The 14218-nt window shown below is 59.6% G+C and carries 15 protein-coding genes; 7 read left to right on the top strand and 8 right to left on the bottom strand.

Annotation, left to right across the window (positions count from 1 at the left end; genetic code table 11):
* The first annotated feature begins 102 nt into the window (after positions 1–102).
* Complete coding sequence (locus GTU76_RS20750; protein WP_007912608.1) at positions 103–1422, top strand: MFS transporter; 1320 nt, start codon at positions 103–105, stop codon at positions 1420–1422.
* A gap of 133 nt (positions 1423–1555) precedes the next feature.
* On the opposite strand, the gene GTU76_RS20745 is transcribed toward GTU76_RS20750, so the two are convergent.
* Positions 1556–2311: a COG4705 family protein gene (locus tag GTU76_RS20745; RefSeq protein ID WP_016985295.1), complete on the bottom strand. Its 756-nt coding sequence runs from the start codon at positions 2309–2311 to the stop codon at positions 1556–1558.
* Between the two features lie 341 nt (positions 2312–2652).
* On the opposite strand from GTU76_RS20745, the gene GTU76_RS20740 reads away from it, so the two are divergent.
* Both GTU76_RS20740 and GTU76_RS20735 read left to right on the top strand, forming a co-directional pair.
* Positions 2653–2907, top strand: a complete 255-nt coding sequence (locus tag GTU76_RS20740; RefSeq protein ID WP_016985294.1) for a hypothetical protein — start codon at positions 2653–2655, stop codon at positions 2905–2907.
* Positions 2908–3094: 187 nt separating this feature from the next.
* Positions 3095–3724, top strand: coding sequence for a flavin reductase family protein (locus GTU76_RS20735; protein WP_016985293.1), 630 nt, complete (start codon positions 3095–3097; stop codon positions 3722–3724).
* A gap of 4 nt (positions 3725–3728) precedes the next feature.
* On the opposite strand, the gene GTU76_RS20730 is transcribed toward GTU76_RS20735, so the two are convergent.
* A complete protein-coding gene (locus GTU76_RS20730; protein ID WP_016985292.1) occupies positions 3729–3971 on the bottom strand; it encodes a hypothetical protein in 243 nt (80 codons plus the stop codon).
* Positions 3972–4014: 43 nt separating this feature from the next.
* Positions 4015–4368: a putative quinol monooxygenase gene (locus GTU76_RS20725; protein WP_016985291.1), complete on the bottom strand. Its 354-nt coding sequence runs from the start codon at positions 4366–4368 to the stop codon at positions 4015–4017.
* Positions 4369–4765: 397 nt separating this feature from the next.
* Between GTU76_RS20725 and GTU76_RS20720 the strand changes: the two genes are divergently transcribed.
* Positions 4766–5695: an AraC family transcriptional regulator gene (locus GTU76_RS20720; protein WP_016985290.1), complete on the top strand. Its 930-nt coding sequence runs from the start codon at positions 4766–4768 to the stop codon at positions 5693–5695.
* Between the two features lie 195 nt (positions 5696–5890).
* Here the strand turns inward: GTU76_RS20720 and GTU76_RS20715 are convergent, their stop codons facing one another.
* Positions 5891–7339 carry an aldehyde dehydrogenase family protein gene (locus GTU76_RS20715; RefSeq protein ID WP_180699466.1) on the bottom strand — a complete coding sequence of 483 codons (1449 nt, stop codon included), beginning with the start codon at positions 7337–7339 and terminating at the stop codon, positions 5891–5893.
* Positions 7339–8976, bottom strand: coding sequence for a 5-guanidino-2-oxopentanoate decarboxylase (locus GTU76_RS20710; protein ID WP_180699464.1), 1638 nt, complete (start codon positions 8974–8976; stop codon positions 7339–7341). The genes GTU76_RS20715 and GTU76_RS20710 overlap by 1 nt, the downstream gene beginning before the upstream one ends.
* A 228-nt stretch (positions 8977–9204) precedes the next feature.
* Here GTU76_RS20710 and GTU76_RS20705 point away from each other — a divergent pair, with 228 nt between their 5' ends.
* Positions 9205–10086, top strand: coding sequence for a LysR substrate-binding domain-containing protein (locus GTU76_RS20705; protein ID WP_016986696.1), 882 nt, complete (start codon positions 9205–9207; stop codon positions 10084–10086).
* Between the two features lie 196 nt (positions 10087–10282).
* On the opposite strand, the gene GTU76_RS20700 is transcribed toward GTU76_RS20705, so the two are convergent.
* Together GTU76_RS20700 and GTU76_RS20695 are read right to left on the bottom strand one after the other, a co-directional pair.
* Entirely contained in the window at positions 10283–10897 is a 615-nt protein-coding gene (locus GTU76_RS20700; protein WP_180699463.1) for an NAD(P)-dependent oxidoreductase, read from the bottom strand.
* Between the two features lie 45 nt (positions 10898–10942).
* Positions 10943–11821 (bottom strand): MBL fold metallo-hydrolase, encoded by an 879-nt coding sequence (locus GTU76_RS20695; RefSeq protein WP_180699462.1) that lies wholly within the window; start codon positions 11819–11821, stop codon positions 10943–10945.
* 114 nt (positions 11822–11935) lie between these two features.
* On the opposite strand from GTU76_RS20695, the gene GTU76_RS20690 reads away from it, so the two are divergent.
* Together GTU76_RS20690 and GTU76_RS20685 are read left to right on the top strand one after the other, a co-directional pair.
* Positions 11936–12841: a LysR family transcriptional regulator gene (locus GTU76_RS20690; protein WP_218586341.1), complete on the top strand. Its 906-nt coding sequence runs from the start codon at positions 11936–11938 to the stop codon at positions 12839–12841.
* Positions 12842–13000: 159 nt separating this feature from the next.
* Positions 13001–13177: a hypothetical protein gene (locus GTU76_RS20685; RefSeq protein ID WP_007912636.1), complete on the top strand. Its 177-nt coding sequence runs from the start codon at positions 13001–13003 to the stop codon at positions 13175–13177.
* 119 nt (positions 13178–13296) lie between these two features.
* Here GTU76_RS20685 and GTU76_RS20680 read toward each other — a convergent pair whose 3' ends face one another.
* Positions 13297–14181 carry a helix-turn-helix domain-containing protein gene (locus tag GTU76_RS20680; protein WP_016986692.1) on the bottom strand — a complete coding sequence of 295 codons (885 nt, stop codon included), beginning with the start codon at positions 14179–14181 and terminating at the stop codon, positions 13297–13299.
* Between the last annotated feature and the right edge of the window lie 37 nt (positions 14182–14218).

Genomic DNA, 14218 nt, shown 5'->3' with positions numbered 1-14218 from the left:
CCTCTAAACCGGCCCTCCCCCCGTTGGCACACCTTCTGCTATAGCCCTCGCAGGCTGCGTTCCGACGCGCTCCACAAAAACAATTAAACGAAGGATCCTTCAATGGATAACTCCAACGCCCTGCCTCTTGGGTCGGCTGCCGTGCCCGCCAAAGAACGAACCACCGCCAGCCGGATCAAATCGATCTTCAGCGGCTCCGTCGGCAACATGGTCGAGTGGTACGACTGGTACGTGTATGCCGCCTTCTCCCTGTACTTCGCGAAAACCTTTTTCCCTGCCGGTTCCACCACCGCCCAACTGATGAACACCGCAGCGATTTTCGCCGTCGGCTTTCTGATGCGTCCGATCGGTGGCTGGCTGATGGGCATGTACGCCGACAAGGTCGGACGTAAAAAAGCCCTGATGGCGTCGGTCTACCTGATGTGCTTCGGCTCGCTGCTGATCGCCCTCAGCCCGAACTACGAAACCATCGGCATCGGCGCGCCGATCCTGCTGGTGTTCGCCCGCCTGCTGCAAGGCCTGTCGGTCGGTGGCGAATACGGCACCTCGGCGACCTATTTGTCGGAAATGGCGACCAAGGAACGTCGCGGCTTCTTCTCCAGCTTCCAGTACGTGACCCTGATCTCCGGTCAACTCATCGCGCTGGGCGTACTGATCGTGCTGCAGAACGTGCTGACCACTGAACAGCTGTACGCGTGGGGCTGGCGCATTCCGTTCGCCATCGGCGCGCTGTGTGCGGTCGTGGCCCTGTACCTGCGTCGCGGCATGGAAGAAACCGAGTCGTTCACCAAGAAAGAAAAGTCCAAGGAAAGCGCCATGCGCACCTTGATGCGCCACCCCAAAGAGTTGTTGACCGTGGTCGGCCTGACCATGGGCGGCACCCTGGCGTTCTACACCTACACCACTTACATGCAGAAATACCTGGTGAACACCGTCGGCATGAGCATTTCCGACTCGACCACCATTTCTGCCGCCACGCTGTTCCTGTTCATGTGCCTGCAACCGATCATCGGCGGCCTGTCGGACAAGATCGGCCGTCGCCCGATCCTGATTGCCTTCGGCGTGCTGGGGACGATCTTCACTGTGCCGATCCTGATGACCCTGCACACCATTCAGACCTGGTGGGGCGCGTTCTTCCTGATCATGGCGGCGCTGATCATCGTCAGCGGCTACACCTCGATCAACGCGGTGGTAAAAGCCGAATTGTTCCCGACCGAAATCCGCGCGCTGGGCGTCGGCCTGCCGTACGCACTGACCGTGTCGATCTTCGGCGGCACCGCCGAATACATCGCGCTGTGGTTCAAGAGCATCGGCATGGAAACCGGCTACTACTGGTATGTGACCGCGTGCATCGCGGTGTCGTTGCTGGTGTATATCACCATGAAGGACACCCAGAAGCATTCGCGGATCGTGACTGACTGATCGGGTTTTCACAGCCACTGCAATGGTGGCTGTGAGGGCCCCTTCGCGAGCAAGCTCGCTCCCACATTGGATCTGTGATCGACACAAATCCTCTGTGGGAGCGAGCTTGCTCGCGAATGAGGGCGACCCGGTATCAAGTCAACTCGGCAACTTGCTGTCTGCCATAGCGCTTCTGCGCATACGAAGCCCCGACAATCATCACCAGCAGAATCCCCGCCAGCACCGCCGACGAACCGATGGTGCCGAAGTCCAGTCCACCCTTCTCATGGGGCTTGGTCATCAAGTCGCCCAACGTCGCGCCGAACGGCCGGGTCAGGACGAATGCCACCCAGAACAACACCACCGTCGAAATCTTTGTGAAGTATTTCAGCAGCACGACTGCGGCGATGGTCGAGCCAATCAGCAGCGCGCCACCGGCAAAACCCAGCCCTGAATCGTCGGCAAGGTAGTCGCCCAGCGCGGTGCCGAGGGTGTTGGAGAACAGAATCGCCATCCAGTAGAACATCTCGCCACGAAAGGTCTGCACCTTGCTGACGTTGAGCGAGTCACCGCTCAGGCGCCACGCGGCAAAGATCGCCAGCAGGATCGCGATAAGGATCATCGAGCCGGTGGCGTAACCCAGACCGAGGGTGCGATCCATGAAGTCCGACATGGTTGTGCCGGCGGTGCTGGTCGACAGGATCACCAGCCAGTACAGCAAAGGCTTGTAAGTCTTGGCCATCAACTGCGTGATCAGCGTCAGCACAAACACGCTGATCAGAATCAGCGAACTCATGGCGTAGCCGACGTTGAGGGTCATCGACAGCAAATCCCCCGCGGTTTCCCCTAGGGTCGTCGCGCAGATTTTCATGACCCAGAAGGCCAGGGTGATTTGAGGCAGTTTATTCATCGCGGGGAAGCTCCAGTGTGTGACGGCCGGTTCTTGGTTTTCTGGCCTCGGGCAGACTGGCGTTGCGGCGGTGAAAAAGCGGTCGGCAAAGTATGAAAAATCTGTCACACAGCGCAAAACAGCGATTAATCGCTAATTAATGCTGCCCCCTCATTCTGCAACCACCTGATCGATGACCTGCGCAACGCTCGCTCCGACGACGAAAGCGAATTCAACGCGCCGCTCTTAATATCAAGTTAATCGATTTTTTTTAGCATTATTTTGCGCTTTTTAATCAATTTAGTTGGCGTAGCATTGAACACATGCAAGACACACCCGCCAACAAATCTGGAGTAAAGAACATGAAAACCAAACTGATCCTTGCCTTCGCCCTGTCCGTATTGGCTGCCAACACCTTCGCCGCCGACGGCTATGACCGCACCGGTTCCGCCGTTGCTGCTGATGGTTATGACCGCACCGGTTCTGCTGCTGTCGCTGAAGATGGCTACGACCGTACCGGCTCCGCGACTTTCGCTGAAGATGGCTACGACCGTACCGGCTCCGCGACTTTCGCTGCCGACGGTTACGACCGCACTCAATCGGCTGCAATCAGCTAATCCTCGCTGTAAAGCGCACAGCCCGGCTTCGGCCGGGCTTAGTCATTTCTGGGCGAACACAAATTCAGAATTCACCGAGATCCCACAGGGGGATTTCAGGGTTTGGAAAATGATCGTTCGACTGGAAATTGCCGCGTCAGGCTTGCACTATTGAGCGCTTAACGACGTCCCCCAGGATCCCCCCGCCATGCCCGATGACATCCATTTCTACGAACCCGCCAACGGCCACGGCCTGCCCCACGATCCGTTCAACGCCATCGTCGGCCCACGCCCGATCGGCTGGATTTCCTCACAGGATGCCCACGGCCAGTTGAACCTGGCGCCGTACAGTTTCTTCAACGCCTTCAACTACATTCCGCCGATCATTGGTTTCTCCAGCGTCGGGCGCAAAGACAGCCTGAACAACATCGAGCAGACCGGCGAATTCGTCTGGAACCTCGCCACCCGCCCGCTGGCCGAACAGATGAACCAGAGCTGCGCGATGGTCGCGCCTGAGGTCAATGAATTCGAATTGGCGGGATTGACGACGGTCGCGTCGAAAGTGATTTCGGTGCCGCGCGTGGCCGAAAGCCCGGTGTCCTTCGAGTGCAAGGTCACGCAGATCATTCAGTTGCAGCGCGCCGATGGCGAGACGGTGCCGAGCTGGCTGGTCCTCGGCGAAGTGGTCGCCGTGCACATCGCCAAGTGGCTGTTGAAGGACGGCATCTACGACACCGCCGCGGCAGAACCGATTCTGCGCGGCGGCGGGCCGGCGGACTATTTCCAGCTGGGGCCTGAGGCCCTGTTCAAGATGTGGCGTCCGGGCGCAAACAAGTAACGCGTTACCAGATCAACTCGGCGTCATCAGTGACACCTTTGAGGTTATCCAGCTCGTTGATGGCAGCCTCGTCGGCAGCGATGGCGCCGGGAAAGACCTGATCATTCAGCAGTTTGTGAAAGCGTGGTGCACCGCCATCGACCAGGGCCTTGACCGCGATTGCCGCGTGATAGCCCTTGTTGCCGCCCAACTCGACGGGGACGACTGCGGAAACTGCTTCGAAGTGTTCGAACTCTTTACGTGCCATGTCACATATCCCGGCTCAGACAGATAAGCCGGACATTAAACCCTCAACCGACGAGTTTGTGTACCGGCGCCGGACATTGACCGAGGGCTTGCGCCGCCGACACGTCCTTGAAGGTGTGGAAGTCGAGGCTGTTGACCACCAGCTCCTGCACCAGCTCGGCGAAGATTTCCATCGCCGGGCTGTTGAAATAGTTGGTCATCATTTGCTGGCTGCTCCAGAACCCGCAGACCAGCCACAACTCGGGATCACACTGCGAATGCTGCAAGGCAAAGCTCAGGCAACCGGGGGCGGCGCGGGACGGATCGATCAACGCGCTGAGGCGTACACCGAGTTCCGCCGAACGCCCGGCGCGCGCTCGAACGAAGGCCATATGACTGACGGGAATCTGCTTGGACATGTTCAACCCTCCCAGGGAGTCGCGTGGCAGCCGGGGGACGGGCTGCGACAGGATCAAAGGTTAAGGGCCGTACGCCTGACGCCGTTAGTCGATTCCTGCCGCCGCGTTGCACAATCCTGCGAGACTGAATCCAGAACCTGTAACAACCTGTAAAACTGCATCACACGGTTGTCATACGCGTTTTGTGTAGGAGCTGCCGAAGGCTGCGATCTTTTGATTTCGCCTTCAAGATCAACAGATCGCAGCCTTCGGCAGCTCCTACAGGGTTGGATCGCGACAGGCGCGGGAACACCCCGGGGCAGAATCAGGCAAGCATTTCGCAGGATGTGTCTACCGCTGGCGCTTGCACAAACATATGCTCTGCTTCATTCCACCTCCCCTGCCGAGGATGCCGTGCATGACGTCATTCGATCGTTTTCAAGCCGAACCCAGCGCTGACATGGAAAAACAGCGCGCGGAACTGGCGGCGATCATCCGCCGCAACACCACCGACGATGGCAGCTACGAGACCGCCATCGGCTCGCTGTTCATGTCGCGCCACACTCAGTCCCATGACTTCGCGCCGGTGCTCGCGCAACCGGCGCTGTGCATCATGGCGCAGGGGCGTAAAGAGGTGCGGCTGGCCGATGAGTACTTCAATTACGACCCGCTGAATTATCTGGTGGTGTCGGTTTCGATGCCGCTGAGCGGTCGCGTGGTCAACGTGTCGCCGGAGGACCCGATCCTCGCCGTGCGCCTGGACATCGACCCGACAGAAATCACCGCACTGATTGCCGATGCCGGCCCGATGGGCGTACCGACCCGGCCGACCGGGCGTGGTTTGTATGTCGAGCAGATCGACAGTTCAATGCTTGATGCCGTGCTGCGTCTGGCACGTTTGCTCGATGCGCCGAAAGACATCGCCATGCTTGCGCCACTGATTCGCCGGGAGATTCTCTATCGTCTGCTGCGCAGTCCACAGGGGCATCGCTTGTATGAAATCGCGATTGCCAACAGTCAGAGTCATCGCATCAGTCAGGCGATCAAATGGTTGAACGGCAACTTTGAACAGCCGTTGCGCATTGATGATCTGGCCAAGGAAGTGAATTTGAGTGTGTCGACGTTGCATCACCGGTTTAAGGCGATGACGGCGATGAGTCCGTTGCAATATCAGAAGCAGTTGCGCTTGCAGGAAGCGCGGCGGTTGATGCTGGCTGAAGGGTTAGAAGCGTCGGCGGCGGGGTATCGCGTGGGGTATGAAAGTCCGTCGCAATTCAGCCGTGAGTACAGCCGGCTTTTTGGTGCGCCGCCGTTAAGGGATCTGGCGCGGTTGCGACTTTCGGTGTGACCTTTTAGAAGCCCCTCACCCTACCCCTCTCCCTGAGGGAGAGGGGACTGATTGGGGGATATTCAGGAAATACACCGACCTGAAAATGCTTCACTGAATCCATAATCGACTCGATTTCTCAGGTCGATGGACAACACCAGACACCTCGGTCGGCTCCCTCTCCCTCTGGGAGAGGGCTGGGGTGAGGGTCGGCTTTTACACCGCCCGAATCACATGCTTGAGCTCCTGAAACGCCGCCAACCCCCATGGCCCCAACTCGCGGCCAATACTGCTCTGCTTGTACCCGCCCCACGCCGCCTGCGGGAAAATCACCTGCGGTGCATTGATCCACACCATCCCGGCCTGCAAGGCATTGGCCACGCGGTCCGCCGCAGCGGCATCGCTCGTCACCACACTCGCGACCAAACCAAACGGCGTGTCATTGGCCAAGGCAATCGCCTGCGCTTCAGTGGCGAAACCGCGCACACACAACACCGGCCCGAAAATTTCTTCACACCACAGCGCGCTGTCCAGCGGTACGTCGGTGAACACGGTTGGCTGCAGAAAGTAGCCGCGCGTCAGATCCGCTGGCCGATTACCGCCGCAGATCAATCGCGCACCCGCGCTGAGTCCACGATCGATATGCCCAAGCACTCGCTGGTACTGCGCCTGATTGACCAGCGCGCCCATTTCCACCTCCGCATCGAACGGATCGGCTACACGAATGGTCTGCGCACGTTTCTGCAAGCGACGGAGGAATTCCTCTTCCAGTTCATCAGCAACCAGCACACGACTGGTCGCCGAACATATCTGCCCGGCATTGAAAAACGCGCCGCCACAAGCCAGCTCGACCGCCAGATCGAGATCAGCATCCGCCAACACCAGCAGCGAAGATTTGCCGCCCAACTCCAGGCTCACGCCCTTAACCGTTTCCGCCGCGCGCTGCATCACTTGCACGCCGACCGCATTGCTGCCGGTAAAGGAAATCTTGGCGATGCGCGGATCCGCCGACAACGGCGCACCCACCGCCAGCCCGGTGCCACAAACCAGATTGAACACGCCGTTCGGCAGACCCGACTCTGCGATGATCGCCGCCAGTTCCAGCTCCGGCAGCGGTGTCACTTCCGAAGGTTTGAGCACCACGCAGCAACCCGCCGCCAACGCTGGCGCGAGTTTCCACGCGGTGGTCACCATGGGGAAATTCCACGGCACGATCAGCCCGACCACACCGCACGGTTCGCGGCGCAGGCGTGCACTGAAATCATCGCTGGGCAGCGGCACGTTGCTGTCCTGTTTCGCGTCGAGGCCTTCGGCGAGTTCGGCGTAATACTCGAAGGTTGCGATGACGTCATCGACGTCGATAGCCGCTTCGAACTGCGGTTTGCCGTTGTTGCTCGACTGCAGTTTCATCAAGTGCTCGCGACCGTTGCGCACACCATTGGCGATGTTGCGCAGGATTGCGCCGCGCTCGGCACCACTGGTTAGCGACCAGCTCTTGAAGGCTTCGCTGGCAGCAGCGACGGCTTGGTCGACGGCGTGCTCGTCTCCGCCATTGACCGTGGTCAGCAGCGCTTCGGTGGACGGGTTGATCACCCGCAGATGTTCGCGGCCGGCCGACCATTGGCCGTTGATGTAGAGACCGTCGAGTGTGGTCGGGAAACTGATCATTGCGCCACCGCCTTCATCCATTGGCTCTGGTCGATTTCAATCAGGGTCGGGCCCTGACGATCGCTTGCACTACGCAACGCGGTGCGTAGTTGTTCGATACTGCTGATGGCTTCAGCCGCACAGCCGAGGCCCTTCGCCACAGCGACGAAATCCGGGGTGTAGATGTCCACGCCGACCGGCTCGATGGCGCGGTTGACCATGTATTTCTTGATCTCCTCGTAGCCCTGGTTATTCCACAACAGGACGATCACCGGCACCCGCGCTTCAACCGCGCTGGCCAGTTCCGGCAGGGTGAATTGCAGACCGCCGTCGCCGATCAGGCACACCACCGCAGGGCGCGCACCTTGGTCGAGTTGGCCACCGAGCCAGGCACCAATCGCTGCCGGCAAGGCGTAACCGAGGGTGCCGTAACCGGTCGAGGCGTTGAACCAGCGGCGCGGATGATCCGGGTTGAACGTCAGATTTCCGGCGTACACCGGTTGCGTCGAGTCGCCGACGAATACGGCGTTGGGCAACTCATCGAGTACGGTGTCGAGGAAACGGGTTTGCGCGAGGGTCGGTGCATCCCAGCTTGCGGCCAGTTCGGCGCGCAGTTTGTCGGCGCGGGCCTGGCCCCAATCGCTGCTGCGTTCGCCGAGTTTTTCCTGCGACAGAGAGTTAAGCAACGCTTGCGCGGCGTTGCGCGCGTCGGCGACCAATGCCAGGTGCGGCGGGTAGTTGCGCACGGTCTGATCGGCGTCGATATCGATGCGTAGCAGTTTGCCGGGAATCTCGAAACCGCCAGCGAAAGTGACGTCGTAGTCGGTCTCGGCCAACTCCGTGCCGATGGCCAACACCACATCGGCATCGGCGACCAGCGCGCGGGTGGCAACCAGCGTCTGGGTCGAACCGATCAGCAGCGGATGGTTGCCCGGCAGCATGCCTTTGGCGTTGATGGTCAGCGCCACCGGAGCGTCGAGCAACTCGGCAAGTGAGGTCAATTGCGCTGCTGCGTCGATGGCACCGCCACCGGCCAGAATCAGCGGACGTCTGGCTTCAGCCAAAAGCTCGCTCATGCGTTTGATGGCCGCTGGCGCAGCGCCGGCGCGGTCGATATTGACCGGCACACTGGCGAGCAACTCATCGGCGTTTTCGACCAGCACGTCCAACGGAATTTCGATGTGCACCGGACGTGGACGGCCGGCCTGAAACAACGCAAAAGCACGCGCCAGCACCACCGGCAATTCGGCGGCGGACATCAAGGTATGCGAGAAGGCCGCAACACCTGCGACCAGTGCGCTCTGGTTCGGTAACTCATGCAGCTTGCCGCGCCCGCCGCCCAGCTGACTGCGCGATTGCACACTGGAGATCACCAGCATCGGGATCGAATCGGCATAAGCCTGGCCCATCGCCGTGGTGATGTTGGTCATGCCTGGGCCGGTGATGATGAAGCACACTCCCGGTTTACCTGCGGTGCGCGCATAGCCGTCAGCCATGAAACCGGCGCCCTGCTCATGCCTCGGGGTGACGTGACGAATGCTCGAACGCGCCAGCCCGCGATACAGCTCCACGGTATGCACCCCGGGTATGCCGAACACCTGCTCGACCCCATAACCTTCGAGTAACTTGACCAGTACTTCGCCACACGTCGCCATGTCGATTGCCCTTCTTGTTCGCTGAAGACACCGAACCAATGTGGGAGCGAGCCTGCTCGCGAAAGCGTCGGATCAGCCAACATCTTTGTTGAATATGAAACCGCTTTCGCGAGCAGGCTCGCTCCCACAGGGTCCGTGGAATGGGCTTCATTGAACGGTCGGCAGGTAGCGGCAACAATCGATTAAAAGTCATACTAGCCATGTCTTCACGTCATACCTTGGATCCCCATGAAACGCCTGCCTCCGCTGCCCGCCCTGCATACCTTTCTGATCACTGCGCAGTGCTGCAACTTCACCCGCGCCGCCGAGCAGTTGCACATCACCCAGGGCGCAGTGAGCCGGCAGATCGCCGGGCTGGAAGCACATCTCGGTTATCCGCTGTTCATCCGTCTGGCCCGTGGCCTGGCGCTGACCGCCGAAGGACGTGAATGGCTATCCCGTGTGGAAAAAGTCTTCGGCCTGATCAGCGAGGCGACCGAGCAAATCGGTCTGCAGCGCGAAACCCTGCAACTCAAGGCGCCCAGTTGCGTGATGCGCTGGCTGCTGCCGCGCTTGCTGCAATGGCAGAAAGAACGCCCGGACGTACCGGTAAAACTCACCGCCTCGTTGCAACACGGCGTGGACTTTCAGCGCGAGCAATTCGATGCCGCGGTGATCTATGGCCCGCCGCCGGACAACTCGCCGGGCGCGCTGCACCTGTTCGACGAGCAGCTGACACCGGTCTGTTCACCGGTTTTGCTTAAGGGCTCGCCAGCGCTGAACTCACCGGCAGATCTGCAACAGCATCTGCTGCTGCACCCCACTCACGATATTCAGGATTGGTCGGTGTGGCTGAACGCGGCTGAGCTGCGGCTGAACAACATCGGCAGCGGCCAGCATTTCGAAACGCTGGATCAGGCGATGTCGATGGCGTCGCACGGGACGGGGGTGGCGATTGGCGACTGGTCGTTGATCGGCGATGACTTGCGCGCGGGGCGGCTGGTGATGCCGTTTGAATTGAAGGTGAGGACGGGGTTGGCGTATTACGTGGTGGTGCCGCCGGGGATCGAGGCATCGCCGCCGCTTGAGGAATTGATGATCTGGTTGGTTGAGCAGGCGCATTTGCGGTGAGGCTGTTTCCCTCACCCTAACCCTCTCCCAGAGGGAGAGGGGACTGACCGGGGGATATTGAAGAGGTTCAGCGAACTGAACGATTGGTTTTGAATCCATAATCGACTGGATTTTTCAGGTCGATGTACAGCGCCAGACACCTCGGTCGGCCCCCTCTCCCTCCGGGAGAGGGCTGGGGTGAGGGTAAAGATTTAATTCAATACCCGACAGTAAACCGCTGACGCGAATGCTTCGGCGTTTCCACTTCGTCGATCAGCGCAATCGCGTAATCGGCAAAGGTAATCCAGCTACGCCCCTCGGCACTCACCAGCAGATGATCCTGGCCGACGCGGTAACTTCCTGTGCGCTCACCTTCAACAAACTCTGCCGACGGCGACAGAAAGGTCCAGTCCAGATCCTGCTCCTGACGCAACGCCTCAAGAAACGCCGCACCCGCACTGGCTTCGGCTTTGTACTCCGCCGGGAAACCCGCGCTGTCGATCACTCGCGTATCGTCCGGCAGCAACAGCGAACCGGCACCGCCGACCACCAGCAAACGCTTCACCCCGGCCTGCTTCACCGGCCCGACAATCGCCGCCGCTGGCACGGTGGCGAAATGCGCGGCGGTGATCACCACATCGTGACCGGCCACCGCGTCTTGCAACGCTGCGGCATCCAGCACATCGACATTCTTGCTGACCACACCGGCACGCGTGCCGATCTTCGAGGTGTCGCGGGCGATAGCGGTCACGCTATGGCCACGACGCAGGGCTTCTTCCAGCAATTGGCTGCCGGCACGGCCGGTGGCACCAATGATTGCGATCTTGCTCATGACATTCTCCAGTTGGCTTGAGAGTGCTGCGTTTTCAGATTCGGCTTACCACTGCATTTCGCCTTTGGCGACTTTCGCACTCAACTCCAGCGAGCTTTCCTCACCCAGTGTCGGGTAGCGCTTTTTCATCGCGTTGATCAGTGCGGCGGAATCTTTGGCCTTGGCGGTTTCCGCGTCGAAAGCCTTAATGTAGTCGGCGGTGAATTTCACGCTGGCCAGCGAACGGCTGCTGTTGCCGAGGTAATGACCCGGCACCACGGTGTTCGGCTTGAGGGTTTCGATCGAGTGCAGGGTTTGCAGCCAGTCGGCGTGGGATTGCGCGGTCTGGGTGTCAGCCATCCACACATGGATGTTCTCGGCGACAACCACACCACCGACCACGGCTTTGAGCGCCGGAATCCACACGAAACTGCGATCCGGCTGTTTGCCGTCGAGGCCGACCACCTGCAATTTCTGCCCTTCGAGCATCAGGCTGTCGCCCTTGAGCACGCCCGGCACGATGGTTTTCGCTGGCACATCGGCGCCCATTTTCGGACCCCAGAAGGCCAGTTTGCCGGCGACGGTTTTATTGATGTGGTCGACGGTCGGCTGCGAAGCCAGCACCTTGGCATCAGGGAACGCCTGAGTCAGGGTGTCGAGGCCGAAGTAGTAATCCGGGTCGCCATGGCTGATGTAGATGGTGGTCAGATGCTTGCCGCTGGCGCGAATCTTCTCCACGACTTGTTCAGCCTGGGATTTGCCGAATTGCGCATCGACGAGGATCGCGTCTTTCTCGCCGCTGACCAGCACCGAGGTCACCGGGAAAATCGCGTTTGTTCCCGGGTTGTAGACATCGAGGGTCAGGTTGGCAGCGGCGGCATGCGCGGCAAAACCCAGGGAAGCGGTGGCGAGCAGAACCCGTTTGAGTGTGGTGAAGCCGATCATCTGTTGCTCCGGTGTCCGAATGCCGTGCTTGGCGATGGGACAGAGCTTAGTTGCCTGACTCAGTACAAAAAATGCGATGCTTGAACATAGTTTGTTTCTGAAAGCGGGCAAATCATGGATCGTCTCCAAGCAATGCGGGTGTTTGTCACCGTGGTGGATCTGGGTAGCCAGTCGGCAGCAGCCGATCATCTGGACCTTTCGCGGCCGGTGGTTTCACGTTATCTGGCAGAGCTGGAGGATTGGGTCGGCGCACGCCTGATGCACCGCACCACGCGCAAGTTGAGCCTGACCGCCGCCGGCAGTGAAATTCTGCCGCGTTGTCGACAGATGCTCGAACTCTCAACGGACATGCAAGCCGCCGTCAGCGAACCCCACGACGCCCCGCGCGGGTTGCTGCGGATCAGCGTCAGCACCTCGTTTGGCCAGGCGCAACTGGCTGATGCGATGGCCGCTTACGTCAAACGCTATCCCGGTGTGAGCATCGATCTGCAAATGCTCGATCGCACGGTGAATCTGGTCGATGAGCGTATCGATCTGGCGATTCGCACCAGTAACGATCTCGACCCGAATCTGATCGCCCGACGTCTGACCGTTTGTCGTTCGGTGGTGTGTGCCGCGCCGGCTTATCTGCAAGAACAGCCGGCGCCGTTGCGGGTCGAGGAACTGAGCCGACACAACTGCCTGACGCACTCGTATTTCGGCAAGAGCCTGTGGCATTTCGAAGAGGATGGCGAACCGGTTTCAGTACCGGTGCAGGGCAATATCAGCGCCAACGAGGCCAGCACATTATTGCGCGCAACACTGGCCGGCGCCGGGGTGGCGATGCTGCCGACGTATCAGGCCGGTGTGCATATTCACAGCGGTGAACTGGTCCGCCTGCTGCCTCATGCCGAACCACGCCAAATGAACATCTATGCGGTGTACGCCTCACGCAAACACATGCCGGCGGCGCTGCGCAGCATGCTGGATTTTCTGGTGCTCAGATTTCCGGAAAGCCCCGAATGGGATATCGGCCTGTAAACCCAATCCACTGTGGGAGCGAGCAAGCTCGCTCCCACAAAGGGTCCATCAGCGTGCTGAATGGTCGGTTAAATCCTCAAGCACACTCGCTGGCAACTCCCCACCGCTGACCTATGCTGAAAGTAATACCGCAGGGTATGTCGTTCAGAGGTCCACGCCATGAACATCAAAACAAGAAGGTACGTCGCGATTTTCATTACTTGCGCCGCCACGCTGGCGCTGTACGGCACCGCAGCCTGGCGGGTCGAACAGCTGCGACAGCTGCCGCGCGAGTATGCGAGCTGCAACTTCGAGCGCTGCATTCCGCACAATGCCACGCTGAACGCATTGCGCTGATATTCAACTGTAGGAGTGAGCCTGCTCGCGATAGCGGTGTGTCATTCAGATAAAGTTTGACTGACACACCGCTATCGCGAGCAGGCTCACTCCTACAGGGGTTTTGTGGTGTCTGTGAGTTATTGATCGGCCTTCAGGCTGTCGCGGAAGGCCTTTGGTGAAATCCCCACCCTGCGCCGGAACAGCCGCGTGAAGTTGGTCGGATCGGAAAACCCCAACAACTCCGACATCTCGTAAATCGTCATGCTGGTATAGGTGAGCAAGCGCTTGGCCTCCAGTAACTGACGTTCATGCATGATCTGCAACGCCGGCTGCCCGGCCAGCTCACGGCAGGTGCCGTTGAGGTGCGACACCGAAATGCCCAAGCGATGGGCCAGGTCTTCGACCTTCACGTGCTGGCGATAAGTCTCCTCGACCAATTGAATAAAGCCATTGAGGTACTCGCGCTGACGTTGCGGGCGCTGACTGGCTTTGTGCCGCACGATTGCCTGACGACTGACCCAGACCATGATCACGCTGACCAGCGAATGCATGAGCATTTCCCGCGCCGGTTGATGGCCGTTGTATTCGGCCTGCAACGCCGAAAACAGGCTGTTGAGGTAATCGCCGTCCTGGCTTGCCGGATAATTTTCCGCGCTGGCCAACGCATGTACCGAATCGCCCAGTTGCGCCTGCAAATGATTGATCAGCGGTGTGGCGAGGGTAACGATGAACCCTTCGACATCTTCGGAAAAACGAAAGCCGTGCACCGACAGCGGTGGCAGCACTTGAATGGCCGGGGTGTCGAGTTGCGTGCGTTGCCCTTCGATCTCAAGCTCTGCCTGACCTTTGAAGACGAAGAGTAACTGGCACAAATCAGCATGGCGGTGGGGTTTGATTTCCCACTCGTGTTCGCGACTGCGGGAGGAAATGGTTTCACAGTGCAGCAAGTCAGGGGTCGGCCAGTCCAGGCTTTCACCGTAGAGCTTGAACACTGGAATCGAAGGCAGCTCAGGCTTGTTCATCACTTCAATCCAGGCCTCGGGGTTGTGGGCGATAATC

This window comes from Pseudomonas crudilactis (assembly GCF_013433315.1).
GTDB classification, from domain to species: domain Bacteria; phylum Pseudomonadota; class Gammaproteobacteria; order Pseudomonadales; family Pseudomonadaceae; genus Aquipseudomonas; species Aquipseudomonas crudilactis.
This window is presented reverse-complemented; position numbering and strand designations above follow the sequence as displayed.